Origin of the sequence: Bradyrhizobium erythrophlei (assembly GCF_900129425.1) — a bacterium.
In the GTDB taxonomy this organism is placed as follows: Bacteria; Pseudomonadota; Alphaproteobacteria; order Rhizobiales; family Xanthobacteraceae; genus Bradyrhizobium; species Bradyrhizobium erythrophlei_C.
This window is the reverse complement of sequence record NZ_LT670817.1, coordinates 8,921,217-8,944,922: the sequence shown is the minus strand read 5'-3', so window position 1 is coordinate 8,944,922 and position 23,706 is coordinate 8,921,217. Positions and strand designations below refer to the sequence as shown.

General features: G+C 59.5%; 24 protein-coding genes and 1 tRNA gene. 8 read left to right on the top strand and 17 right to left on the bottom strand.

Annotated features, from left to right (window positions below; all coding sequences use genetic code 11):
• Position 1: 1 nt before the first annotated feature.
• Entirely contained in the window at positions 2-526 is a 525-nt protein-coding gene (locus tag B5527_RS42580; protein WP_338065079.1) for a prolyl-tRNA synthetase associated domain-containing protein, read from the top strand.
• 21 nt (positions 527-547) lie between these two features.
• On the opposite strand, the gene B5527_RS42575 is transcribed toward B5527_RS42580, so the two are convergent.
• The 5 genes from B5527_RS42575 to B5527_RS42555 form a co-directional block, all read right to left on the bottom strand.
• Positions 548-1,525 (bottom strand): dipeptidase, encoded by a 978-nt coding sequence (locus B5527_RS42575; protein WP_079606833.1) that lies wholly within the window; start codon positions 1,523-1,525, stop codon positions 548-550.
• Positions 1,526-1,631: 106 nt separating this feature from the next.
• Positions 1,632-2,735, bottom strand: coding sequence for an ABC transporter ATP-binding protein (locus B5527_RS42570; protein WP_079606832.1), 1,104 nt, complete (start codon positions 2,733-2,735; stop codon positions 1,632-1,634).
• Between the two features lie 24 nt (positions 2,736-2,759).
• Positions 2,760-3,578, bottom strand: coding sequence for an ABC transporter permease (locus tag B5527_RS42565; protein ID WP_079606831.1), 819 nt, complete (start codon positions 3,576-3,578; stop codon positions 2,760-2,762).
• Positions 3,575-4,489 (bottom strand): ABC transporter permease, encoded by a 915-nt coding sequence (locus tag B5527_RS42560; RefSeq protein WP_079606830.1) that lies wholly within the window; start codon positions 4,487-4,489, stop codon positions 3,575-3,577. Before B5527_RS42560 ends, B5527_RS42565 begins: the two co-directional genes overlap by 4 nt.
• 10 nt (positions 4,490-4,499) lie before the next feature.
• Positions 4,500-5,549, bottom strand: coding sequence for an ABC transporter substrate-binding protein (locus tag B5527_RS42555; RefSeq protein ID WP_079606829.1), 1,050 nt, complete (start codon positions 5,547-5,549; stop codon positions 4,500-4,502).
• Between the two features lie 264 nt (positions 5,550-5,813).
• Here B5527_RS42555 and B5527_RS42550 point away from each other — a divergent pair, with 264 nt between their 5' ends.
• A complete protein-coding gene (locus B5527_RS42550) occupies positions 5,814-6,839 on the top strand; it encodes a GlxA family transcriptional regulator (RefSeq protein ID WP_245332445.1) in 1,026 nt (341 codons plus the stop codon).
• 154 nt (positions 6,840-6,993) lie between these two features.
• A complete protein-coding gene (locus B5527_RS42545; RefSeq protein WP_079607921.1) occupies positions 6,994-7,476 on the top strand; it encodes a GNAT family N-acetyltransferase in 483 nt (160 codons plus the stop codon).
• A 76-nt stretch (positions 7,477-7,552) separates the two neighbouring features.
• Here the strand turns inward: B5527_RS42545 and B5527_RS42540 are convergent, their stop codons facing one another.
• Positions 7,553-8,275 (bottom strand): isochorismatase family protein, encoded by a 723-nt coding sequence (locus B5527_RS42540; protein ID WP_079606827.1) that lies wholly within the window; start codon positions 8,273-8,275, stop codon positions 7,553-7,555.
• Positions 8,276-8,454: 179 nt separating this feature from the next.
• Here B5527_RS42540 and B5527_RS42535 point away from each other — a divergent pair, with 179 nt between their 5' ends.
• Positions 8,455-9,357 (top strand): LysR family transcriptional regulator, encoded by a 903-nt coding sequence (locus B5527_RS42535; RefSeq protein ID WP_079607920.1) that lies wholly within the window; start codon positions 8,455-8,457, stop codon positions 9,355-9,357.
• A gap of 170 nt (positions 9,358-9,527) precedes the next feature.
• Here B5527_RS42535 and B5527_RS42530 read toward each other — a convergent pair whose 3' ends face one another.
• From B5527_RS42530 to B5527_RS42510, 5 genes are all read right to left on the bottom strand, one after another.
• Positions 9,528-9,755, bottom strand: coding sequence for a hypothetical protein (locus B5527_RS42530; RefSeq protein WP_079606826.1), 228 nt, complete (start codon positions 9,753-9,755; stop codon positions 9,528-9,530).
• 21 nt (positions 9,756-9,776) lie between these two features.
• The gene (gene gfa, locus B5527_RS42525) at positions 9,777-10,346 is read right to left on the bottom strand and encodes an S-(hydroxymethyl)glutathione synthase (protein ID WP_079606825.1); all 570 of its coding nucleotides are present in this window, start codon (positions 10,344-10,346) and stop codon (positions 9,777-9,779) included.
• A gap of 69 nt (positions 10,347-10,415) precedes the next feature.
• On the bottom strand, positions 10,416-11,525 hold the full coding sequence (locus B5527_RS42520) for an S-(hydroxymethyl)glutathione dehydrogenase/class III alcohol dehydrogenase (RefSeq protein ID WP_079606824.1): 1,110 nt from the start codon (positions 11,523-11,525) through the stop codon (positions 10,416-10,418).
• Between the two features lie 79 nt (positions 11,526-11,604).
• A complete protein-coding gene (locus B5527_RS42515) occupies positions 11,605-12,129 on the bottom strand; it encodes a c-type cytochrome, methanol metabolism-related (protein WP_425305051.1) in 525 nt (174 codons plus the stop codon).
• Between the two features lie 106 nt (positions 12,130-12,235).
• On the bottom strand, positions 12,236-14,110 hold the full coding sequence (locus tag B5527_RS42510) for a methanol/ethanol family PQQ-dependent dehydrogenase (protein ID WP_079606822.1): 1,875 nt from the start codon (positions 14,108-14,110) through the stop codon (positions 12,236-12,238).
• A 395-nt stretch (positions 14,111-14,505) separates the two neighbouring features.
• Between B5527_RS42510 and B5527_RS42505 the strand changes: the two genes are divergently transcribed.
• Positions 14,506-15,480 carry a helix-turn-helix domain-containing protein gene (locus B5527_RS42505; RefSeq protein WP_079606821.1) on the top strand — a complete coding sequence of 325 codons (975 nt, stop codon included), beginning with the start codon at positions 14,506-14,508 and terminating at the stop codon, positions 15,478-15,480.
• A 179-nt stretch (positions 15,481-15,659) separates the two neighbouring features.
• On the opposite strand, the gene pqqA is transcribed toward B5527_RS42505, so the two are convergent.
• From pqqA to B5527_RS42490, 3 genes are all read right to left on the bottom strand, one after another.
• The gene (gene pqqA / locus B5527_RS42500; RefSeq protein WP_035721241.1) at positions 15,660-15,740 is read right to left on the bottom strand and encodes a pyrroloquinoline quinone precursor peptide PqqA; all 81 of its coding nucleotides are present in this window, start codon (positions 15,738-15,740) and stop codon (positions 15,660-15,662) included.
• A 206-nt stretch (positions 15,741-15,946) separates the two neighbouring features.
• A tRNA-Ser gene (locus B5527_RS42495) sits at positions 15,947-16,036 on the bottom strand.
• Positions 16,037-16,333: 297 nt separating this feature from the next.
• On the bottom strand, positions 16,334-17,464 hold the full coding sequence (locus tag B5527_RS42490; protein WP_079606820.1) for an ROK family protein: 1,131 nt from the start codon (positions 17,462-17,464) through the stop codon (positions 16,334-16,336).
• Positions 17,465-17,786: 322 nt separating this feature from the next.
• Between B5527_RS42490 and rplU the strand changes: the two genes are divergently transcribed.
• From rplU to B5527_RS42475, 3 genes are all read left to right on the top strand, one after another.
• Positions 17,787-18,287, top strand: coding sequence for a 50S ribosomal protein L21 (gene rplU / locus B5527_RS42485; protein ID WP_079606819.1), 501 nt, complete (start codon positions 17,787-17,789; stop codon positions 18,285-18,287).
• An 84-nt stretch (positions 18,288-18,371) separates the two neighbouring features.
• Complete coding sequence (rpmA, locus tag B5527_RS42480; protein ID WP_079606818.1) at positions 18,372-18,644, top strand: 50S ribosomal protein L27; 273 nt, start codon at positions 18,372-18,374, stop codon at positions 18,642-18,644.
• A 144-nt stretch (positions 18,645-18,788) separates the two neighbouring features.
• Positions 18,789-19,385, top strand: coding sequence for a GNAT family N-acetyltransferase (locus B5527_RS42475; RefSeq protein WP_079606817.1), 597 nt, complete (start codon positions 18,789-18,791; stop codon positions 19,383-19,385).
• A gap of 834 nt (positions 19,386-20,219) precedes the next feature.
• Here B5527_RS42475 and B5527_RS42465 read toward each other — a convergent pair.
• The 3 genes from B5527_RS42465 to ripB are packed head-to-tail and all read right to left on the bottom strand — an operon-like array spanning position 20,220 to position 23,669.
• Entirely contained in the window at positions 20,220-21,779 is a 1,560-nt protein-coding gene (locus tag B5527_RS42465) for an MmgE/PrpD family protein (protein WP_197689253.1), read from the bottom strand.
• A gap of 13 nt (positions 21,780-21,792) precedes the next feature.
• Positions 21,793-23,115, bottom strand: a complete 1,323-nt coding sequence (locus B5527_RS42460; RefSeq protein ID WP_079606815.1) for an acetyl-CoA hydrolase/transferase family protein — start codon at positions 23,113-23,115, stop codon at positions 21,793-21,795.
• A 26-nt stretch (positions 23,116-23,141) separates the two neighbouring features.
• Positions 23,142-23,669 carry a (R)-specific enoyl-CoA hydratase RipB/Ich gene (ripB, locus tag B5527_RS42455; RefSeq protein WP_079606814.1) on the bottom strand — a complete coding sequence of 176 codons (528 nt, stop codon included), beginning with the start codon at positions 23,667-23,669 and terminating at the stop codon, positions 23,142-23,144.
• Between the last annotated feature and the right edge of the window lie 37 nt (positions 23,670-23,706).

The following is a 23,706-nucleotide window of genomic DNA, read 5'->3' as shown; positions in this document are numbered from 1 at the left end:
AATGGACATGAAGAAAAGCGATGCGCTTCTGGCTTACCTCCAGACGAAGGGGATAACTGCAAAGACTTTTGAGCATCCGCCCGTGCATACGGTGGAGGAGTCCCAAAAGCTTCGGGGAGACATTTCTGGAATCCACACGAAGAATCTTTTTTTGCGGGACGGCAAGAAGAACTTCTATCTCTTCATAACCGGGGAAAATGTCTCGGTTAACCTTAAGTCTTTGGCTCGAAAGATCGGAGCAAAGGGTGGATTGTCCTTCGGCTCCGCCGAATCCCTTATGGATCTGTTGGGCGTCGCGCCCGGATCGGTATCGGTATTGGCGGCAGTCAATGACGAGGAGAAAAGAGTTACGATTGTGATAGACATGCAGCTTCTTGCGGCATCAGCGATCAATTGCCATCCGCTCACTAACTGCCGCACAACATCTCTTTCAAAAACCGATCTTATCGATTTCTTGAACTCCATCGGGCGAACGCCGATTTATGTTTCTCTTTTCGAAGATGGGCAGGATCGAGAAGCGAACTGAGTGCCATGTCATCAGCCGCATTTAAGCGCCCCAGACGTTTCTGAGCAGGCCAAGCCAGTTTCTGCCGATCACTGATTCAATACGGCTTGTGCTCCAGCCCCGCTTCTCCATCGTCGCCGTCAGATTGGGCCAGTCGCCGATTGTACGGATCCCTTCCGGATTCACGACGTCGCCAAAATCCGTCAGCTTGCGACCGTATCCCTTGTCATGCGTGATCCAGTCAAAGAACGGCTGTCCATATCCTTGAGTGAAATCGGTACCAATACCGACGTTTTTCTCACCGCAGATATTGATCACGTATTCGATTGCCTCGACGTAATCGTCGACCTTGGCGGAAGCGCCTCTTTTGAGAAAAGGAGGAAACATCGTCACGCCCACGAAGCCTCCGTGATCAACGATAAATTTCAATTGCTCGTCGGTCTTGTTGCGCGGATGTGCCTTTAGGCCCGAAGGCAAACAGTGCGAATACGCGACGGGCTGTTTGGAGGCGAGTATCACGTCGATACTCGTCTGAGGTCCGACGTGCGACAGGTCGCAGAGAATCCCAAGCCTGTTCATCTCGGATACGACATCGTGACCGAAGTCGGATAATCCGCCGTCCTTTGTCTCATAGCAGCCGGAACCGACGAGATTTTGGGTGTTGTACGCCATCTGGATGACACCGACTCCCAGTTCCTTGAAAAGGCCGAGGTAGCCGATCTGGTCCTCGATGCCGGATATGTTTTGCCAGCCCAGGATGATCCCCGTTTTGCCCTCCTGCTTGGCAGCCAGGATATCCTCAGTGGTGTAAACCTGCTTGAGCAGATCGCTGTGATCGTTGAACCACTTCTTCCAGCGCATCACATTGCGCATGGTATCGGTGAAACCTTCCCACACGCAGCAAGTGCAATTGACCGCGGTCAGACCACCTTTTCGCATGTCCTCGAAAACCGGCCGGCCGAAATTGGAAATGATCAGACCATCGATGACGACCGACTCTTCATGCAACTGTGACGGCATACACACCTCCTTGCGACATTGCTGATCCCGATGAATTCTACGTAGCTGGTACGGCAAATGCCGAACTTTCCGCCGACATGCGCCAGGCGCAGCGTTAAAGGCTTGCCTATCCCGGACGTACAGCCTTCAAGTCGTCGGCATTTGCATCGGCCTTGAACATGAAACACCATTCAGGGGGGATCGTAAGCACCGCCGGTTGTCCGACCTCCAGCCCTTCCGCGGCAACGCGATTGGATTGCTGCACGAGAACGCGGTGATCTCCGGAAATCCTGACGCAATATTCCGTGGAGGGACCGAGGTAACTGACGAGTTCGACGACACCGTCGATCGCGTTGATATCCCCTTGCCCGGCCGGTCCGGCTTCGGAGCGCTTTGCGATCTTGATCTTCTCCGGCCGCACCCCCAACAGCGTCGCGGCTGCGACGCGCGGAGCGACTTTCAATGACAGGCCGAAATCCGTCGAAAACATGTCGCCCGTCATCGTTCCCTTGAAGAAATTCGTCTTGCCGATGAAGTCGGCCACGAACGGACTCGCCGGCCGTTCGTAAAGATCGGCGGGGCTCCCGATCTGCTCGATCCGTCCGGCATTCATCACGACGAGCCTATCGGCCAGGCTCAGAGCCTCTTCCTGGTCGTGGGTCACGAAAATCGTCGTGAGACCAAGCGACTGCTGCAACTGCCGTATCTGCAGCCTCACCTCGTGCCGCAGCTTGGCGTCCAGCGCCGACAGCGGCTCGTCCAGCAACAGCACATGAGGGTTGATGACCAGTGCGCGCGCCAGCGCAACGCGTTGCTGCTGGCCACCGGAAAGCTGGCGCGGCATCCTCTCGGCGAACCCGCCGAGTTGCACGAGATCGAGAACCTTGGCGACCCGTTCCTTGGTCTCCGCTTTGGGAACGCGGCGCATTTCCAGCCCGTAGGCGACGTTCTGCGCCGCGGTCATATGCGGGAATAGCGCAAAACCCTGGAACACCATGCCGGTGTTGCGCCGGTTCGCGGGAAGATCGGTGACGTCCTGATCCGCGAAGAAAATCCTGCCGTCGCTGACCTCGATGAAGCCCGCGATCATGCGAAGGGTTGTGGTCTTGCCGCAACCGCTCGGACCGAGGAGCGCAAGGAACTCTCCGTCCTCGATCTCGAGCGACATCTCCCTCACCGCGACGCTGGAGTCGTATCGCTTCACGACATTCTTGAGAGTAATCTTGGACACCTTTGGCCCTTCCGGTGGTGCGCTTCAGAATGTACGGCCGAGTCGGACGTACCGGTCCGAAATGAACAGTGCGGTCGCGATGACGAGAATCTGGATGGTGGCGACGGCCATGATCGTCGGATCGGTCCGGTATTCGAGATAGTTGATCATCGCGATCGGTAAGGTGATGCGGCCAGGACCCACGAGCAAAAGGGACTTCTCGAGATCGCCGAACGAGGCGATGAATCCGAACAGCGCCCCCGCCGTGATTCCCGGCCGGATCACCGGCAACGTGATGCGGAAGAATGTCACAAGCCGGCTGGCGCCGAGGCTGAGGGACGCTTCCTCGATCGCCGGATTGAGGCCGGCCAGCGACGCGACGAGCAAACGCAGCACCCATGGAATCGCGATCAGTGTGTGCGCCAGCGTCAGCCCGTAGAATGTGGCCGCGAGCTGGATATCGCTCAAGATCTGGACGTCGATGTAGAACAGATAGATGGCGCTTCCCGACACGATTGCGGGAATCATGAGCGGGGACATCAGAACCGTGTTGATCAATTCCCGGCCTCTAAACTGGTATCGCCCGATTGCGAGCGCCGCGGGGACACCGAGGCAGAGCGCAAGAACCGAGGCGCTTACGGCGACCTCAAGGCTGAGGATGAAGCCGTTCCTGAAATCCACGAGATTCCAGGCCTGGACAAACCAAGCCGCGGTATATCCCTCAGGCGGAAAGGACAGGATCTTGTTGCTGAAGAACGCAACCCATATCGTTGTCGCCAGGGGAAGCAGTACAAACAGGATGACAAGCCAAACGAAGACAACGTAAATACGTCGCAGAAACTTGATGTGACCGACGCCCGTCATCGAACGACACCGGCCCGCGCGGATCGATTAAAGATGACCGCGGACACGACCGTGAGCACCATCGTCAACGAGATCAGAATAAACGCCAGAGCGGCGCCGAACGGCCAATTCATGGTGGCCGACATCTGGCTATAGATGGTCGGCGCCATCATGTAGAATTTGGGTCCGCCAATCAAAATCGGCGTCGCGTAGGCGTTCATCGACAGGATGAAACACAGCACGCAGCCGGCAAAGATGCCCGGCATGAGAAGCGGCAGCACAATACGCCGAAACGTGGTCAGCCCCGACGCCCCGAGATTCAGCGAGGCCTCTTCAAGCGATATGTCGATATTATGCATGACGCTGTTGAGCGTCACGATCATGAATGGCAGCAACACCGATGTCAGGCCGGTGATCACGGCGCCGGAGGTATAGAGCAGCCGCACGGCCCCGCTCGCGAGGTCGAACTTCTGCAACAGAAAATTGAGCAATCCCTTGTTGTCGAGAATGATGATCCATCCGGCCGTTCTTGCCACGTTTCCCATGAATAGCGGCAGAACGATTGCCAGGATCAGGTATCGTTGCATAACGGCCGATCGTGTTCTGGCCACGTAGTAGGCAACCGCCAATCCACCGACGAGGCACAGCATCGTCGTGACGGCTGAAATCCAGAGTGTGGTCCACAACACCTGCTGGTAGAACTCGTCCCTGAAAAACCTGACGTAGTTTTCAAACGTCAGCGCCTGAACATACATCTGCACCGGGTCGTACCGGTAAAGGCTGAGCCGCAGCATCATGAGCAGCGGTATGACCAGCAGCAGGGTTACAAAAACAAATGCCGGCGCCGTCAACTTGTACGGAACAGCCCGCCTTCCGCGCTTCGTGACGCGGCGCCTCGCGTTCAGGGAGATTGAACCTTGCGAATTCTCCATGCCGCGGTGATCAGCTCTTGAACTCTTTATTCCACCAATCAAGAAGGTCGCTACGGTTCTTCAGCCAGAAGGCGTGCGGCCGGTTGTGCAGAGCCTTCTGCTCGTTGGGAGTGAACGCGATCTGTTTTGCGGCCGCTTCTGGCAGCACCGATTTCGTATTCGCCGGCGAATAGAACGATTTTTGAACCAATGCTGCCAGGCCATCCGGATCGAGAAGAGCATTGCAGTAGAACTTGCCACCATCGGGGTTGGGGCCTTTTTTGGGCATGACCAGGCCGAAAATAATGGTGATGCCCCCTTCGGCGGGATACGAAGAAACGACATTCACTCCATCCGAAGCGAACTGCAAGATCCGCGCCTTGTACTCCGGCGCGATCAAAATCTCTTCATTCTTCAGCGCCTGTTCGATCTGGAGATGATTGGGGTAGATGCGCGGGCTGGCCGCCTTCTTCCACTCCATCATGCTGGCCTTCACGGCCTCGGCATCCATATTGTCGAGCGACTTTCCGATTTTGAGCGCTGCGCACTCCATGTGATGGAACCAGTGCTCGTTGCTCAGGCCGATGATGCCCTTGTATTTCGGGTCCCAGAGATCACCAAAGCTCTTCGGTCCATCCTTCAGCTTGCTGGGATTGTAGCCAATGATCCAAGCGCTGTACTGCCAGGGTACGAACGTTGGCGTTCTCAAAAGAGGGATGACATCTTTCAGTCGCGGGACCGCCGTCTCGTCGATCTTGTCGAGCGCATCCAGAGCGTTCAGTTCAAACGCGGTCGCATCGTCCATATGGGCGACGTCCATCGGCGCGCGCGGCAGCCTGCGGCTCGCGATGATTTTCGTTCGCCGCTGATCAAAACCGTCGAGATCGCGGACGACAGTGTAGCCTGCCTTCTCGACATAAGGAGCTTCCAGGAATTGGACGGCGCGATCATTCCAGTCGCCACCCCAATCCGCGACGACGATCTGGCCGCCTTCCGCCCGTACACCGCGCGTCGCGGCCATCGTCGCCACTGCACCGATCGTACCAGCGAGAAGCCCTCGCCGACTGATTTGGTAGCCCATTAGTCCCTCCACTGAAATTGCGCACGGCCCTTGGCGCCGCTGCCGGGGTGTCCCATTCCGAATCCGCCCTTGTGCCCGTTCCGGCTGTTTTTCGTATTTGCGGGCGCTAAGTACTATACGTCGCACTTTTTTTGCGGCATGTAAGGATGCGACATGGGAAGTGTAGCTGTTGGAAACGGCCCGGCTCCCGGAAGTGCTCACCAATTCAGCACTTTTCCAGTCGCGGGATATCGAGTGCCAGGACAGATGTTCAAGGCCAGAAGCATGGACAAAGCGATCCGACCTCTTCGCGTTGGCTTTATCCTGACCAATAATTTTACGCTGACAGCACTGTCGAATTTTGTCGACGTCCTTCGTCTTGCGGCAGATGACGGAGACAACAGTCGACCGATCCGGTGTCAGTGGCATATCATGTCACACAACGATGAACCTGTCCGATCGAGCAGCGGTTTGCTGATGTATCCGACATCCAGATTAATCAACGCGGCGGAGCTGGACTATGTGGTCGTCGTGGGAGGACTGCTTCATCGAGGCCCTCAAATCGACGACAAAACCAGGAAGTACCTGCTCGCGGCGGCGGAAACCAATGTTGATTTGATAGGCGTCTGTACCGGAAGTTTTGTTCTCTGGCGCCTCGGTCTCCTTCACCAAAGAAAATGTTGCATCAGCTGGTATCACTACCGTGATTTCTTGGAAGAGTTTGGCGAGACGCTGCCGGTTGCAGATCAACTCTTCGTCATAGATGGAAAGCGCATAACATGCTCGGGAGGGATTGGCGTCGCCTATCTCGCTGCCCACATTGTCGAGCTTCGGATGGGATTGTCCAGCGCTCAGAAGGCCCTTCATATCATGCAGATCGACAGAATGAAGCCTGGATCAACGGCTCAGTCGGCGCCGCCTACGGCATTTATCGGCGAGGATAGCCGCATTTCCCGGGCACTTCTTATCATGGAGCAGAATCTATCCTCCCCTCTGTCAATCGCCAAACTGGCCGCCAAGGTGCACCTGAGCACACGTCAACTGGAACGGTTGTTCAAGGAAGAGACTGGACAATCGCCTCAGACGGCCTACCTTCGTCTAAGGCTGAAGCACGCACGCTGGATGATGAAGACGGATCTGACGCTTGCCGCGATCGCCGCGGAAACCGGCTTCGTCGATGGATCTCATCTCAGCAAAGCGTTCAAGGCCGCCTTCGGATCGAATCCATCAGAGGAGCGCCGGAGACAAAACGAAGCGCCTATGGATCTTGAAGTCAGAGCGCAGGGGCGTCGTGTCTTCGACCCTGCCTGAATACCGAGCTGGGTTTTCCATCTGACTGGTGGCGAAGCGAAGATATCGGTTTGCGATAATTCAACGTCCCAAGCTGCGCCATGACAAACAAGAATTTCATGGATTGATTGCACGAGCCGGACGTGTGCCTGGGCTATCCAACGGAACAGACGTGCTGACGATCAGACCTGTAACGACGAAAGATGAAGCGGCCGTCTGGTCGATCATCGAACCCATAGTCAGAGCCGGAGAGACGTACGCCCTCCCCGTTGAGATGACGGAGACTGACGCCCTGCGTTATTGGACGGGGTCGGACCGAGAGACCTTCATCGCGGAAGAGAACGGCAGCATACTTGGCACCTACTACATCCGCGCGAACCAGTCCGGCGGGGGCAGTCATGTGGCCAACTGCGGCTACATGACACACGTGTCTGCTCAAGGCCGAGGCATCGCACGGCGCATGTGTGAGCATTCGCTTGATTATGCGCGAGAACGCGGTTTCCGCGCCATGCAGTTTAATTTCGTTGTCAGCACAAACGAGCAGGCGGTGCGCCTTTGGCAATCTCTCGGCTTCGACATCGTCGGTCGCTTGCAGCTCGCGTTTCGGCGCCCTTCCGGAAGTTACGTCGACGCGTTTGTAATGTTCAGGGCTCTTTAGCTGCGATGCGCAGGGTCGAACAAATAGCGATGCGCAGCCGCGCATCGCCGCACCGGTTCGCGAAAACGCCTTCCGTTCATTCCGCCGCCATGGGCGCAGCTCCGACCGTGTTGAGGTAGTTGACGCATTCGTCGACACTGTGAACGTCGGCAAATTTGGCATCGATGTCATATAGATTCCAGGCCACCGCGCCGGGCACGCGGTCTCCGATGCACTCGCGGACGGCAATCGTGCGAAAACCGTCGGCGAGCCCGTCACAGATGGTGGTGCGGACGCAGGCCGTCGCTGTGACGCCGGTGACAAGGATGGTATCGATGCCGGCAGCGCGCAAAGTACCCGCAAGGCCCGTACCGTGGAACGCACTGGCCCGCTTCTTCAGCAAAGTATATTCGCCGTCCACCGGCGCGATGCGCGAGTCGATCGCCCAGAGGTCCTTGTCCTTGAGATTGACGACCTCGATCGGAATCTTGCAATGCCATAGGCCCATGTCCGTGAACGGCGAGTTGCGGTCGGTAATTTCGTAGGCGGTGGTCACATGGATCACCGGATGGCCGTTGGCGCGGCAAGCCTTGAGCAGGCGCTGCATGCCCGGAATTAGTTCGTTGTCCATCGCCTCCTGATCACAGGTGAAGGGATTGCCCGGGCGCGTCCATGCGTTTGCGAGATCGACACTGACCAGCGCCGGACGCCTGCCAAACCCGATGCGACGCTGGAAGCCGCGCTCCTGATAAATCTTTGTCGACGCGTCGAACGCCTGCTGGAGCATGCGATTGAGTTCCCTGTTATCTATGTCGCTCATGGCGGTACCCTGTTGTCGGCGCTTTGGGTTTCATCCGATGACCGTCAAGCGCATCGGGGCCGGTCACTCGGTGCAAGGATGCCGAGGCGGGCGGCCGCCCGGAAATGGTCGTTCGCCAATTATTCTTGCGTTGCATGCATCAATCGATATGTTTCACCGTGTTCACGGAGAACGCCGGCATGGAAGCTGAAGGAGGTCTTGAGCTCACGAACTCCTTTGTGGTCGTGGCGGAAGAGCTTAACTTTCGCCGCAGCGCAGAGCGGTTGAATATCGATCAGTCGGCTCTGACACGCCGCATCCAAAAGCTGGAACATATCCTGGGATTCGCACTGTTCGAGCGGACCACGCGCGAAGTATCGCTTACGCCGGCAGGACGAACTTTCTACGAGGAAAATGCGAAACTGCTGCAGGGCTACGCGCGCGCTGTGGGTGCAGCGAGGCTGGTGGCGGAAGGCAAGACTGGCATTTTGCGTCTCGCCTACATGGCCTTCGCCGCGACGGAATTGATGCCTCACGCAGTGTCGCATTACAGGCGGCTCTATCCGCATGTCGAAATGAATTTGCGCTACATGCGCACCCAGGGACAGAAGGTGGCTCTGGCACAGGATGAAGTCGATATCGGCTACATGATCGGGCCTTTCGACCACGCTGACTTTCAAAGCCTCAGACTGGCGGCAGATCCTCTTTATGTCGTGACCCCTCTAAATCATCGGCTTGCGCGATTGCGCGAGATAAGTCCAACAGACCTCGCCGGGGAGGATCTGATCCTGGGTGACATGATTGAGTGGGAGGCCTATCGCTGGCGACTCAACGACATGTTTTCCGCGGAAGGGATCGCCATGAATGTCCGCCTGGAGGCGTCGAACACGTTGGCATTGCTTGGACTGGTAGCCGCGGGGCTTGGTGTAACCATATATCCAAAGAGCCTCATCGGCTTTCTGGGACGCAATGTAGAAGTGCGTCCGATCAATCATCCGGCCTTTCGAATACAAACCGTACTGGTATGGAAGAGGACCAACAGGTCCAAGACCGTCCGGAGCTTCGTCGAGGTGACAAAGAAACGGCCCGTTCAGCCAGCGTAATCTCGGGACTCTCGTACGCGATGCCTTCTGCGGACACGTGGAAGCGTCGGACAAGTCTGCAACTCTCCGGGCCGAATAGTCACTTCCGGCCTGTGGGGCTTTCATGGCAAACGCTAAATCCCCAACGGGCGCCTGGCAGTGCGGCTACATTCAACCCCGCAAAAACCCGATCAGAACTTCCAGAAATCACGCATCGATACGATCGACTCCAGTCTATCGATGCGGGACATCAAGGCTGCAGCGCGTTGTTCTCCCAGCGGATTCATCTCATCGCCGGCCACGTGTGCCGCGATGAATTGACGACCGCTTATCGGCACGATGTCGCCCAACGCCGAGCAGAGCGAAAAAGATATTCCGGCGCAGACGGCAGCTCCGCCGATGGTAGTGACCACCAGCAAGAGCTGACGGGAGCGCTTGGATCAGGCCGCCTTGGCTTTTGCTTTCGCCACGTGGGTGGCGATCGCATCCATCAGGGCTGGCGACAAGCAATCATAGGGTTCCAGTCCGATTTCCCTAAGACGCGAGCGGATGCCGTCCATCTCTGCGGGGTCGACGCCGGACTCGATCACCGATGACACAAACGCGGCAAATCCCGGAGCGGCAGAGCCGGTTTCCTGGAACAGTTCGGGGTGGATGAAGTCCAGTCCGTAGAACGGATGCGCCTTGTTCTCGATCCGGCCGTACATATGCGTGCCGCAACCCTTGCAGGCATGCCGCTGGATCGTCGCCGAGGCATCGATGATGTGAAGCTTGTCGCCGTTCTCGAGAACGGTCACGTTGTCCCGCGGCACCACGGCGACCACCGAAAAGATCGCCCCGTCCGGCTTCCAGCACTTGGTGCAGCCGCAGGCATGGTTGTGGGCGACGTCGCCCTTGATGCCGACCTTGACCTGCTTGTCCTTGCATTTGCAGACCAGGGTTCCGCCGGCAAAGCTGCCTGAACCCTTCTTGACTCCGCTGTCAACCGATGGGTGGATATGAACGGTCATAGGCCTATCCTCCTTGTGTTTGACGTCTTTGCTTTAGAACGTGACTTTGTCTTAGAACGTGACTTTGATTTAGAACACGACGACCGAACGGATCGACTTGCCTTCATGCATCAAGTCGAACCCCTTGTTGATCTCGTCCAGCTTGAGGACATGGGTAATCATCGGATCGATCTGGATCTTCCCGGTCATGTACCAGTCGACGATCTTCGGAACATCGGTCCGGCCGCGGGCGCCGCCGAACGCCGTGCCCTTCCAGACCCGGCCGGTCACGAGCTGGAATGGCCGGGTGGCAATTTCCTTGCCGGATTCCGCTACCCCGATCACGACCGAGACGCCCCAGCCGCGATGACAGGCTTCCAGCGCCTGGCGCATCACGGTGGTATTGCCGGTGCAGTCGAAGGTGTAGTCGGCGCCGCCGTCGGTCAGCGTGACGAGGTGCTGGACGATATCGCCGTCGATCTTTTTCGGATTGACGAAATGGGTCATGCCGAAGCGGCGGCCCCATTCCTCCTTGGAGTCATTGAGATCGACCCCGACGATCTTGTCGGCGCCGACCATCCGCGCGCCCTGGATGACGTTGAGCCCGATGCCGCCGAGCCCGAACACGACCACGTTGGCGCCCGGCGTGACCTTGGCCGTATTCACCACCGCGCCGACACCCGTGGTGACGCCGCAGCCGATATAGCAGCTCTTGTCGAACGGCGCGTCCTCGCGGATCTTGGCGACGGCGATCTCCGGCAGCACGGTGAAATTCGAGAAGGTCGAGCAGCCCATGTAGTGGAACACCGGCTGGCCCTTGTAGCTGAAGCGCGACGTGCCGTCGGGCATCAGGCCCTTGCCCTGCGTCGCGCGGATGGCGGTGCACAGGTTGGTCTTTTGGCTGAGACAGCTTTTGCACTGGCGGCATTCGGGCGTGTAAAGCGGGATCACATGATCGCCCGGCTTGACCGAAGTGACGCCGGCTCCCACCTCCCGGACGATGCCGGCACCCTCGTGGCCGAGGATCGAGGGGAAAATTCCCTCGCTGTCGAATCCGTCGAGCGTATAGGCATCGGTGTGGCAAATTCCCGTCGCCTTGATCTCGACAAGGACTTCGCCGGCCTTGGGGCCCTCCAGATCGATCTCGACGATTTCAAGCGGCTTCTTTGCCTGGAACGCGACAGCGGCACGTGTCTTCATCTTGTACTCCTGTTGCGCTCTTTAACACCACAAACATGTCGTCATCCGCGCTACGCTCATTCACGACTTTCCCACGCAATCATTTGATCCCCGTACAGCTGTCCTCGGCCTGCTTGGCCGCTTCCGGTTTGTCTTCGTGGCTGGGCGGACGGCCGCCCGGAATGGCATCGTTGGCGCGGGCGCGCAGATACACGTAGATGTCGTCCATGTAGCACATCACGTTGACGTTGGTCGCGAACGACGGCATCACCTTGTCGTTGGCGGCGTCGACGTTCTTGCGGCCGTTGGTGACGATATTGACGAAGTCGGCGTAGCTCAGCGTCTTCAGTGAATTCGCCAGTGCCGGCGCGTAGCTCGATCCCTCGCCGTTGGGCCCATGACAAACATGGCAGTCGGAATGATAGCGGCGGAAGCCGGAGAACGTGTACCAGTCGACGGTTCCGTCCGGACTGATTTTGTAGGTCGGGTTGCCGTCCTTGTCCGCATACTTGCCATTGTCGGATGAAGCCACCGCCGGATCGCCCGACCCGTCAGCATGGGCGGCCGTGCCGGCGAAGGCGCCCGCCAGGATAACGAGCGCGAATTTCCAGTGATTGATCGTCACGCAACTGTCCTTGTGCATTTTGAAGTTTTGGGGGGCGGATAAAAAATCGGCGCGCGGCGGAAAGCGCAGCGCGCCGATCTGTGGTCATCTCACCGTGACGTCGCGCCTATTCGCTCGGCAAGGCGAATACCGTCAACGTCCCGCCCAGCGATGTATAGGACGCCAGGCCCGCATAGCCGCCGACGGCGCCGAGGCCCGCGGTGTCGACGGTCTTGTCCTTGGTCGGCAACTTGCCCTGGTCGACGGCGCCATGCCAGGCGGCGGCGTTTTCAGGCTGCAGCAGACCGGCCGCCAGGCCGATGCCGGCCCAGCCGCCGACGCCGGAAAGCACGGCAATGTATTGCTTGCCGCCGTGCTCGTAGGTCATGACGTTGCCGATGATGCCGGACGGGGTCTTGAACTTGTAGAGTTCCTTGCCGGTCTTGGCATCGACCGCCTTCAGATAGCCCTCCAGCGTGCCGTAGAAGACCACGTTGCCGGCGGTTGCCAAGGCGCCGCCCCAGGCGGAGAACTGCTCCTTGTTGGACCACACGATCTTGCCGGTCTTGCCGTCCCAGGCGATGAAATTGCCCATGTTGCTGTCGCCTTTGGGCGGATACATCGCCACGGCGGCACCGACATAGGCCTGACCGGCCGTGTAGGCGACCTTGTAGGGCTCATAGTCCATGCAGACATGGTTGGTCGGCACGTAGAACAGTTGCGTCTCCGGGCTATAGGCGGCCGGTTGTTCGTCCTTGGTGCCGAGTGCCGCCGGGCAGATGCCCTTCGAGTTGGTGTCTTCGCCGTTATGCTGGGTCGAATAGGCGTCGACGACCAGCGGCCGGCCGTAGGTCTTGGACGACTTGTCCATGTCGACCTTGGTCGCCCAGTTCACCACCGGATCGAATTTCTGCGCGACCAGCAATTCGCCGGTCGCCCGATCGAGCGTGTAGCCGAAGCCGTTGCGGTCGAAATGGGTCAGCAGCTTCCTCGGGGTGCCGCCGATGGTCTGATCGGTGAGGATCATTTCGTTGACGCCGTCGAAGTCCCATTCGTCGTGCGGGGTCATCTGGTAGATCCATTTGACCTTGCCGGTATCGAGGTCGCGCGCCCAGATCGACATCGACCACCTGTTGTCACCGGGGCGTTGCACCGGGTTCCAGGTCGAGGGATTGCCCGAACCGTAATAGACGAGGTTCAACTCGGGATCGTAGGAGTACCAGCCCCATGTGGCGCCGCCGCCGATCTTCCATTGATCGCCCTGCCAGGTGGAGGTCGATGAATCAGGCCCGACCGGCTTGCCGAGCGACGTCGTCTTGTCCGGATCGATCAGCGTGTCGGAGTCCGGCCCTTCCGAATAGCCGCGCCAGACCAGCTTGCCGTCCTTGATGTTGTAAGCGCTGACCCAGCCGCGAACGCCGAATTCGCCGCCGGAAACGCCGACCAGAACCTTGTCCTTGAATATGAACGGCGCGTCGGTACCGGACTGGCCCTTGCCGGCCTCGCCGTCCATCACCGACCAGACCGGCGTTCCAGTCTTGGCGTCGAGCGCGACCAGCGTGGTATCGGCCTGATGCAGGAAGATCTTGCCGTCGGCATAGGCAACGCCGCGATTGACGGTGTCGCAGCACATGATCGGGATGACGTTGGGATCCTGCCGCGGTTCATACTTCCAGAGGATCTTGCCTTCATTGTTCAGGTCAAGCGCATACACCGTATTTGGAAACGGCGTGTGGACATACATCACGTCGCCAATCACCAGCGGTCCGCCTTCGTGACCGCGCAGCACGCCGGTTGAAAACGTCCAGGCGACCTGCAGCTTCTTGACGTTGGATGAGGTGATCTGATTGAGCTTGGAATAGCGCGTATTGGCGTTGTCGCCTTGCTGCATCGCCCATTGCTTGGGGTCCTTGGCGGCCTTGTCCAGCGCTTCGTCGGCGCGTGCCGCAAATACGTGTAAAGCAATGAGGCCAAGGCCGGTAGCGAATAGCACCCTGCGCATAGTGAATCCTCCCAATTGTGAGCGAAGGGTTCCGCAAAAACGGCCCCTTTCAGTTTTCTTCACTGGTATCCCTACCCGGTTCGGAAATAGGAAACTTGCCCAAGAGGGAAGCGGGTTTGCGCGAAAGCGAACACAGCGAACTTTTTAACCAGCGCCCATGACTTTCGCTGGCGGCGCGCCTCCATGCTGCAAAGCGTCAACCGTCCGTAACGCAGAACTCCTTGATCAAGGTTCCCCTTGACGGCGCCGAAACTAAGTCGGACGATTATCGAAGGGATGTTAGGAGGAGCGTCGCTCAAACCCCAATAATCGCCTTAAATTGAGGCAAACATCCTCGCCCCGGGGGTCTCTCGCGGCAAGGGGTCATGTTTTGATCTCGAATCGGTGGCTGGATAATGTCCGACACGGTCCGCTCACTTACCACTTCCGGATTAGCGCCGAAGAAGCAGATCCAATGTTGGTCAGATGCACTGACCGATCTTTGCGGCCAGTTCGACATCGATCCGCTGGAGGCGTCGTCTTTCGAAGGTCGGATCAACTACACGACGGTTTCGAAGCTAAAGCTCTGTCAGATCGAGGCGAGCCAGCATCGGCTTGCGCATATCGCTTCAGGCGCAAAACCGGGCGGTCATCCGTTCGTCAAAATACATTTTCAGACTTACGGGATTTCGCATTTCGAGCAGGGTGGCCGCCGCATCGAGCTGATGCCCGGCGACTGTCTCGCCTACGATGTATCCTGTCCGCACACGATAGTCAGCTCGACGCAGACGCGACACGAGGTTGTCATCGTGCCGAGGGAACTGCTGCAGGAACGCGGCTTCCGCTTGGCGAAGATGTCGGCGTGCAAACTCTCGGCCCGCACCGGAACCGGCCGGATCGCCTATAACTTTGTCCATGCCGCGTTCGACGAAGCGACCAAGCTGTCGCCGAACAATGCGATCGGGGTAGCTGATTCGCTGATTGATCTCCTGCTGTTGCCACTCCGCGACCCCGACGCGACGTTCAATCGTGTCGGACCCGAGGCGATGTATGTCCGGGCGCAGTTCTTCATCCGCGAACATCTGCGCGACCCGGATCTTTCGATCGACCAGATCTCGGCGGCATTGAACTGCACCAAGCGCTATCTGCACATGTTGTTCAGCGACAGGGGCACCACCATCAGCGACTATATCCAGCACGCAAGATTGCAGAATTGCCGTCAGGAGCTGGAGACCCAGGCCGGAAAAACCATCACGGACGTCGCATTTTCGTGGGGCTTTTCGAGTTCATCACACTTCAGCCGCGTATTCCGGAAGTATTTCGGAGTTGTTCCGTCTGCGATTCACAAAGCGCAGCACGGCGGTCTGTTGCAGAACTTTCCTTGCGAATAGAGCTTCCGCTTCGGCGCGACGAACAGCCTCGCTGGCACATGCTCTCCCACATCAACGCCCGGTGCACGAACTTAAGGGGCCGCTTGCGCGAACTGATGGCGTGGTATCGGGACGCCCGAGCCTGCCGCGGCTCGACGCAAGAATTGTCGTCGAGCCGGGCCGATCGTTTGGATTCGAGTCTATTTGCGCGCAGCGCAGGCGTACATGTTGATTTCCATGCCTACTGGTACTTCGACAATTTTAGGGGTCTTCCAGGTCATTCCATCCTCCCAAGAAGTTTGGCGCGAACTCCACGCCGAGCTAAAACTAGGACCACGCCCAACACTGCGCAAGTGCGCAAGATCGAGCGTCGAACACTTGCAGGCCAACCTAACGGCCGATATTTCTCTCCCGGATAAAGCGATTTCTCTCTTGGACAAGGTCTAGCGGCTGTTGGTCAATCGGCGCACAAGTTTGACCTAGGGTCTGGCGGAGAGGGAGGGATTCGAACCCCCGATAGGCTTGCACCTATGCCGCATTTCGAGTGCGGTGCATTCGACCACTCTGCCACCTCTCCAGGCGCCATTAACGGGCGGGCTTCGCCGCGGTCGGGCGAGTTCTAGGCGAGGACGGCGGGGCAGACAAGGCGCGGGACGCGAGAAATTCCCTGGGCGGTTTAACGGCTATTAAAAAGGGTGGGACCGCCAGACGCGATAAAAACCGGCGGTCCCGTGTCGCGTCATTGAAATTGTGGCCGGGAAGTGCGGCTTCGCTGGCCAACCTGAGCGACGGTTTGACGGTAGCGATCCGCGCATGATCGGCAACGCGATCTGCGTTTTAACCTAACCATTCAAGGTTACCGGGCAGGCGAGCCTCAATCCTTGTTTTTCCTGTCTTTCTTCTCATCTTTGTCCTTTTTGTCGTCCTTGTCATTGTCTTTATCCTTGTCCTTCCGGCGATTGGTAAAGCGCGCATTGCCGAGCCCGGTACCGATGGTCAGCACGCCCCAGTGCTCGACGTCCTGCATGAACGGCACCTCGGAAAGGCCCTGCGCCACGCCGTCATTGTGCATCAGCACCGCGGTATCGTGATCGCCGATCTGCGGGATCGCCTCGACCAGGCTCGCCGGCAGGTTGAACTTGCTGCTTTCCCAGTTGCCCGGCAGGTTCTGCGCGCCCTTCTCGATCGAACCATCCTCGTTGATCACGCCCGGACAGGCGATCCCGATGAACGGCGCGAGCCTTAAGCCCTCGGCATCGGCCGCTTCAATCAGGCTTTTCAGCATCTTGACCAGACGCTTGACCGCGCCTTCCCGGGTCGGCTCGTCATTGGCATGGCGCCAGAGTTCGGACTTCCAGACCGCTGCCTTCGACAGGTCGGGCGCTTTCTTCCAGCGGGTCTCGACCACGCCGCAGCGGATGTTGGTGCCGCCGATATCGACCGCGAGGATGCTGTCATGGGCTTCGAAGATCCATGAGGGCGCCAGATGCAGGCAGCCGATCAGGCCGGCCTCATCGGGATCGAAGCGGATCGGCACCAGATCGACCTTGAAGTCTTCGCCTTTGAGAATGATATCGGTGCGCGCGATGGCGAGTTCGCCGACCCGGCTCTGGCGAAAGCCGCCGCCGACCACGATGCGTTCGGTATCGGCCCACGCCTTGGTCTTGAGGAACCGCTGCGTCACATAGGCCAATTCCTGGGCGAATTCCTCGATCGCTCCATGCACCAGCGCGGCGGCGTGGATGTCGTCGCCCACCAAAGCCTCGTCGAGCGTGCTTTTGGCGATGGCCTCGGCGGATTTGCTGCCGAGGGGATCCTCACCGTTCTTCTTCAGCGGCTTACGCAACGCGTCCAGGATTTTGCGGAACGCGCCCTTGCTGGCGCGGTCGCCCAGAAAGCCGTCGTCATCCTTCAATTCGATATTGAAACTGTCCACGTCCACCGAAGGCAAGCGAATTGCGCCGTGCCTGCCGATGCCGGAGGTCGTCAGTGTGTCTTCAGCCATTTTGCCCCTTGCCCGGTCCGAATTCGGGGGGACAACGGCGAGGGAACCCATTGGTTTCACAGGGGAGATTAAACAGGCCGGGCTGACGCAAAATACGCCAAATCCCTGATGTTTCGGCTGCTTTTGGGCGGCTTTGCCTTGACTCGGGGCGCTTCCGGGCTATAAGACCCGCACCCGGCGCGGGATTTCCTCGCGCCGCTTGTTTTTGCGTGGATCTAAGGGATCGCTCCCCCGATCGCGCGGAAATTGAATCCATAACGACTGAAGAAAAAGCCGGCCCGGACCTGTCCGAGGCCGGGATCGAACACGAAGGAATTAAACGATGTTCGCAGTCATCAAAACCGGCGGCCGGCAATACCGCGTCGTTCCGGATGATGTGCTCGAGATAGGCAAGATCGCCGGCGATGTCGGGACGATCGTGCAGCTTGGCGAGGTTTTGCTGGTCGGCGGGGAATCGCCGGTGCTCGGCGCGCCCACGGTGGCGGGCGCGAGCGTGGCGGCCGAAGTGCTGCAGCACAAGCGCGGTCCGAAGGTGATCTCGTTCAAGAAGCGCCGCCGCAAGAATTCGCGCCGCAAGCGCGGCTATCGCGACGAGATCACGGTGCTGCGCATCACCGAGATCCTGACCAACGACAACAAGCCGACCATCGGTCCGCGCCCGAAGCGGGAGAAGCCGGTGGTTGCCGCCCCCGCGGACGGCGATGACGAGGCGCCGGTGGCCGCGAAGAAAAAGGCCCCCGCCAAGAAAGCGGTTGCCAAAAAGGCCGCGGCAAAGCCGCGCGCCAGGCCCGACGCCAAGAAGGCGCCGGCCAAGAAAAAGTGAAGCGCGAAAACGATCGCGTGACAAAAAATGAAATGATTCCGTCAAGGAATTGATCTAGAAATACGACGACGTTGGAGACGGGCTATGGCTCACAAAAAAGCAGGCGGTTCATCGCGAAACGGGCGGGATTCGGCGGGCAAGCGGCTCGGGATCAAGGCCTATGGCGGAGAGCACGTGATTCCAGGAAACATCATTGCGCGTCAGCGCGGCACCACCTGGCATCCCGGCCTTAATGTCGGCATGGGCACTGACCATACTCTCTTCGCCAAGGTCGAAGGCCATGTCGAGTTTCGTGCAAAAGCCAACGGCCGCACTTTCGTATCGGTGGTTCCGATGATGGAAGCCGCGGCCGAGTAAACGGTGGACAAAATGAGTCCGCCGGGTCCTGTGAACCGGCGGAGCTCAAGAAGGCTCCAAAGGGGAGGCGGGAAACCGGCCTCTCTTTTTTGTTGCGTGCGTTCCGCAAAAGTTGCGTTTTGTTGTCGCATACAGGAGCCCGACATGTTGCAGGATATCCCTAGTCCCTCCTTGCGCGGGGCAAGTCCCAGCGTCCTCGAGACGGAACGGCTGACGTTGCGCAGGCCGACGCTCGCGGACGTAAAAGCGATCGCGCGCCTCGCAAACGACCGCCGGATCGCCGAGAACACCCGCCGCATGCCGCATCCCTATTCCCAGGACCATGCCATCGAGTTCGTGCGCGCTCTGGCGAGCGACCATCGCGGCACCGTGTTCCTGATCGAAAACAATTACACCCCGATCGGTGTCGTCGGCGTCGACTGGCGCCAGCAGGGCGCACCGGAACTCGGCTACTGGCTCGGCGTCGAGCATTGGGGCCAGGGTTTCGGTACCGAAGCGGCGCGCGCGGCAATCGATTTCACCTTCGAGGAATTCGAGGTCGAGCAGTTGATCTCCGGCGCGCGGGTCACCAACCCGTCGTCGCGCAACATCCTGGAAAAGTGCGGCTTCCAGTGGAGCGGCGTCGAGCTGCATCGCTTCGAGGCGCTGGGGTCGTCGACCCCGGTCGACTGCTTCCGCCTCTCGCGCGGCGTCTGGTCGTCGCTGAAAAACTGGAGCAGATCGACCCGCCGCGAGCGGTGAGCGCTCTTCGCAAGCAATGCTGATCGTCCCTGCGAAAGCCCTGCCAAGGTCGTCATGCCCCGCGAATGCGGGGCATCCAGTACGCTGCGGCTTGTCGATTCAATCACTGGCGTCTCTGGAATACTGGGTCACCCGCCTTCGCGGGTGACGACGGTTGAGTGTCATCGCGAGCGAAGCGAAGCAATCCATGGGGCTACAATAAGAAAGAGTGGATTGCTTCGTCGCTTCGCTCCTCGCAATGACGGCAAGATACGAGTTCGCGATCTCGCCGCATGTGTTGCGCGAGGTTTGGCCGGCTCGTTCCGCCCTCTGCAATCAGAGGGCGCAGGGAATGCCGGGCGCCCGATGCGCCCGCCGCCGCGCGTGCAGGGGTAGTGGTAGAGCGCACACGCGTAGTCAGGTCACACCGGAATCACCCGGCATTCCCCGCGCAATGGTTTACGGCTTATACGTGCTCTCCCCGGTGATCGGCTTGTTGACACCGTCACTGGCGAAAAAACCTCGCCAGCTTGACGCCTGCGTCGAGGCGTCAGGACCACACGACTTCGCCGTCCGCGTCAGTGTCGTTCGTCAAAGACACCTTCGCGTCCACCGCATCCCGCTCCAACGTCCGTGACGATCGCGAAACGCCCCTCTGTGTGGGACGGGACGCCACGTATATAGCGGTGATTTGGGTCTTCGGAAAACCAGAATATTTTTTCTCGAGGGGCTGGACAACCATGCACTGATTTGCCCGTCGGGTGGCAAGACCTGATGGCAGCCGCTTCAAGGTCCGTGAAGCGCGTTTCCTCACTGGGGGCGCATGCAACGACGAGATTTCATCGCGCATCCGGTTCATGAGGACCTACCCAGCAGGTTCGTCAGGTCCCTCGCTTGGATGGTTTCGAGCGACTGCACAGCTTCCTTGATTTCCCGGCAGAGCCCTTGGTCGATGCGGCCGGCCACGAGCGTGTCGAACTTTGCAACGGATTCCTCCCACGTGAAGGGCCGGGACGCGAGACCTGGATAGTCCTGGACTTCGTGCTCGATCACGCTCCCGTCCTGCAGCCGGACAGTGACCTTGGCGGGCATCTTCCGGGGATAAAGGGCCGTGTATGCAGCGCTCGGCCGGGTCGTCTCTTTCTTCAACAGCGTCTGCACGTCGGCCCTGGCGATGCGCTCCGGCGTGAATTGCGCCGGCGTGACGTCGCCATCAATGAGCGCGACCGAAAGCAAGTAGGACAGGCTGTGATCGGCCTCCTCCTTGGTTCGGATGACCTTGTCCGTGCCGTAGAGGCCGCCGCCGGCAAAGTCGTAGCAAAGCTGGAACACCTCCGCCTCGATCGATGCAACCTTGGTGGGATCGATCTGGTGCTTCTTGGCGAGCTCGACCATGCAGTAGATGGCGGATTGCGAATGGATCACGGCATTATATTTCTTGATGGTGCTCTCCACCACGCCTTCGTAACCCTGATTGTCCCAGTCGATATCGATCGTTATCCCCAACAGATGGTCGATGCCAAATGGGCCCTCGATCACTTGCAGTGGCCCCTCAACGCCGCGTCGCGCGAGAAACAGCGTGTTCATCGCGCCGAGCGCCGACTGCGCCGAGGCCAGGCCTTTCCACTGCGACAGCGGCTTGGCCCGCACGACGGCGAAGGACGCATCGCTGACCGCGGCCATCGCTATCGCGTGGGCAATCTGCTTTTCGCTCAAGCCGAGTAGCCGGCCGCCGGCGGCGTTGTGCGAGAAGGCCAGTTGCGTTGTGTGGTCGAACCCGCGGGTCATGAAATTCGCGTGATCGACGAAGCGCGACTGAACCGTGTAGCCCAGCGCCACGCCGAGCATCAGGTCGCGGCCACTCGCCCCGACATAGTCGGCGATGGTGAGCGCCACGCCGAAATTATCGGCCGTGTGGCAGGTTTCGGATTGAGCCAGGAAGTTGTCCATGAAATCGACGTAACGGACGAGCGCGGTGTTCCAGAACGCGGCGTAGATTGGGTTCGCCTTGCCACCGCCGATCAGCGTGCAGGGGCCGGCGCCGCCGAATTCCGAGACCTGCTCGCGACAGGCCTGAATGGGGCCCGCTCCGAGGGCTGCGATGCAGCACCCGAGGCAGTCGAGGATATGGATGGGCAGCTGCTTGCGCGACGCCACCGAGAGATCGTCGAATCTGGCGCGGGCAGCATAGCTGGCGAGGGCCTCGACCTGCGTCCGTTTCTCCAGCCCGCTCGGCTTGGCCGCGGCAGGCGCCTCCTTGGCGGCTCGCTCGTCTGCCAGCGCGGCGCCGCCGCCGGTGAGCAGCCCGCCGACCGCGACGGCGGTCGCTCCAATGAAATGACGCCTCGACAGGCCCGACGTCGCATCGCCCTCCCGTACAAGAAGGGATGGATGATCTTTATTCTGCGTGCTCATGGCTTGTTTCTCCTTAGATCAGATGCTGCTGTTTGGCGGCTTCCCTCAGTCCGTCGTGGAATTCGGGATGGGCGAGCTCGATCAGCCTGAGCGCGCGCTCGGTCGAGGACAGGCCCTTGAGGTTCACCGCTCCGAACTCGGTAACGATGTGATGGCTGTCGATACGCGGCGTGGTGACCGGCCCGTCGAGCCGGGCGACGATGCGCGAGACCTTCCCTTTCGCCGCTGTCGAGCGTGCTGCAATGATCGATTTGCCGCCCTTTGACGCGAAGGCGCCGCGCACGAAGTCGAGCTGGCCGCCCGACGCGCTATATTGGTGGCCGAGCATGTGCTCGGAGTTGCAAGCGCCGGTCAGGTCGATCTGGATCGTCGCATTGATCGAGATGACGTTGTCGTTCTGCGCGATGATGTGCGGATCGTTGACATAATCGACCGGCGCGCTCTCGACCGCCGGATTGTCGTTGAGGAAGTCGTACATCGCCTTCTGCCCCATGGCGAAGGTGAAGACGGTCTTGCCGCGGTCGATCGCCTTGCGGCGATTGGTGACCACGCCGGCGCGGATGAGGTCGACCAGCCCGGGGTTCAACGCTTCGGTGTGGATGCCGAGGTCGTTGCGGCCCTTAAGCTCGGCGCAGACGAGGTTAGGCAGAGCACCGACGCCCATCTGCAGGCAGGCGCCGTTGGGCACGAGGCCGGCGATCGTGCGGCCGATCACCTCGTCCTCGCGCGTCGGTGCGCGGACCGGCAGTTCAAGAAGCGGGACGTTGTTCGCGACGATCGCGTCGACCTCCGACACGTGCAGCTCGGCGCCGGCGCCATTGACCCGCGGCATGTTCTCGTTGACCTCGACGATCAGGCGCTTGGCCGCGCGCGCGACCTTGGTCGAATAGTCGTTGCCGGTGCCGAAGCTGAAATAGCCGTGCCGGTCCATCAGCGAGACCGTGCAGATGAACGTGTCGATGCCAATCTCGTCGATCAGCAGCCGGGGCGTCTGGTGGAAGTTGTTGGGCACGTAGTTGATCAGTTTCCGCCCGCCATCCTGCATGCCGCGCTTGATCAGCGCCCGTTCGACGCCCGAAATGAACATGCAATAGGGGCTTATGCGGTCGTTCAGTTCGTAGCGAAGAATGGTGTCCCCAGCGATGCGATTGGACTCGAAATAGTAGACCTTCAGGTCCTGGATCCCGCCGGCCTCGGCGCGATCCGCCAGCGCCTTCAGCAGTGCCGGCGGCTCCGCCATCGCCATGCCCATGGAAAGCTTGGACCCGGCGGGAATGGATGCCACGGCCTGGTCGGGCGTGGTCAATTTCGATTGGTAAAACGAGTCGACATCCATTGTCGTATCTCCTCTGTTTGCTGTGATCAGTAGTTGGCGGCTTCTTCGGGCGAGTGGCCGCGGCGATGGACGAGCATGGTGCGCTCGAAGCTCATCACCTCGACGCCGTCCTGGTTGATGCCGCGGGTGGAGACGGTGACGATCCCCTGAGTCGGACGGCTCTTGGACTCGCGCTTGTGAAGTACGGTGCTCTCGGCATAGAGCGTATCACCGGCGAAAACGGGATTGGTGGCCTTGACCTTGTCCCAGCCGAGATTGGCGACGACCTTGGCACTCACCGTGCGCACGCTCATTCCGGTGAGCAGCGCGAGGGTGAAGGTCGAGTCGACCAGCATCTTCTTCCACTCCGTCTTGGCCGCGTAGGCCGCGTCGAAGTGCACCTGCTGGATATTGAGGGTCAGCAGGGTGAAATAGGTGTTGTCGACATCGAGTACGGTGCGGCCGGGGCGATGCTCGAACACATCGCCGGGCTCGAAATCTTCCCAGTAGAGGCCTGAGGTTTCGCGGTAGCGGCGTTCGCCGACGGTTTTGTAGGCGGCCAGAATGTTTTCCATTGCAGTGCTCCTTCAGCAGGTTGGGTTGAGAAATCGG

Coding starts and splice junctions, on each gene's coding strand:
- B5527_RS42580 (WP_338065079.1), top strand. CDS start 2: ATGGACATGAAGAAAAGCGATGCGCTTCTGGCTTACCTCCAGACGAAG.
- B5527_RS42575 (WP_079606833.1), bottom strand. CDS start 1,525: ATGCCGTCACAGTTGCATGAAGAGTCGGTCGTCATCGATGGTCTGATC.
- B5527_RS42565 (WP_079606831.1), bottom strand. CDS start 3,578: ATGACGGGCGTCGGTCACATCAAGTTTCTGCGACGTATTTACGTTGTC.
- B5527_RS42560 (WP_079606830.1), bottom strand. CDS start 4,489: ATGGAGAATTCGCAAGGTTCAATCTCCCTGAACGCGAGGCGCCGCGTC.
- B5527_RS42555 (WP_079606829.1), bottom strand. CDS start 5,549: ATGGGCTACCAAATCAGTCGGCGAGGGCTTCTCGCTGGTACGATCGGT.
- B5527_RS42550 (WP_245332445.1), top strand. CDS start 5,814: ATGGACAAAGCGATCCGACCTCTTCGCGTTGGCTTTATCCTGACCAAT.
- B5527_RS42540 (WP_079606827.1), bottom strand. CDS start 8,275: ATGAGCGACATAGATAACAGGGAACTCAATCGCATGCTCCAGCAGGCG.
- B5527_RS42535 (WP_079607920.1), top strand. CDS start 8,455: ATGGAAGCTGAAGGAGGTCTTGAGCTCACGAACTCCTTTGTGGTCGTG.
- gfa (WP_079606825.1), bottom strand. CDS start 10,346: ATGACCGTTCATATCCACCCATCGGTTGACAGCGGAGTCAAGAAGGGT.
- B5527_RS42520 (WP_079606824.1), bottom strand. CDS start 11,525: ATGAAGACACGTGCCGCTGTCGCGTTCCAGGCAAAGAAGCCGCTTGAA.
- B5527_RS42510 (WP_079606822.1), bottom strand. CDS start 14,110: ATGCGCAGGGTGCTATTCGCTACCGGCCTTGGCCTCATTGCTTTACAC.
- B5527_RS42505 (WP_079606821.1), top strand. CDS start 14,506: ATGTCCGACACGGTCCGCTCACTTACCACTTCCGGATTAGCGCCGAAG.
- pqqA (WP_035721241.1), bottom strand. CDS start 15,740: ATGACCTGGAAGACCCCTAAAATTGTCGAAGTACCAGTAGGCATGGAA.
- B5527_RS42490 (WP_079606820.1), bottom strand. CDS start 17,464: ATGGCTGAAGACACACTGACGACCTCCGGCATCGGCAGGCACGGCGCA.
- rplU (WP_079606819.1), top strand. CDS start 17,787: ATGTTCGCAGTCATCAAAACCGGCGGCCGGCAATACCGCGTCGTTCCG.
- rpmA (WP_079606818.1), top strand. CDS start 18,372: ATGGCTCACAAAAAAGCAGGCGGTTCATCGCGAAACGGGCGGGATTCG.
- B5527_RS42475 (WP_079606817.1), top strand. CDS start 18,789: ATGTTGCAGGATATCCCTAGTCCCTCCTTGCGCGGGGCAAGTCCCAGC.
- B5527_RS42465 (WP_197689253.1), bottom strand. CDS start 21,779: ATGAGCACGCAGAATAAAGATCATCCATCCCTTCTTGTACGGGAGGGC.
- B5527_RS42460 (WP_079606815.1), bottom strand. CDS start 23,115: ATGGATGTCGACTCGTTTTACCAATCGAAATTGACCACGCCCGACCAG.
- ripB (WP_079606814.1), bottom strand. CDS start 23,669: ATGGAAAACATTCTGGCCGCCTACAAAACCGTCGGCGAACGCCGCTAC.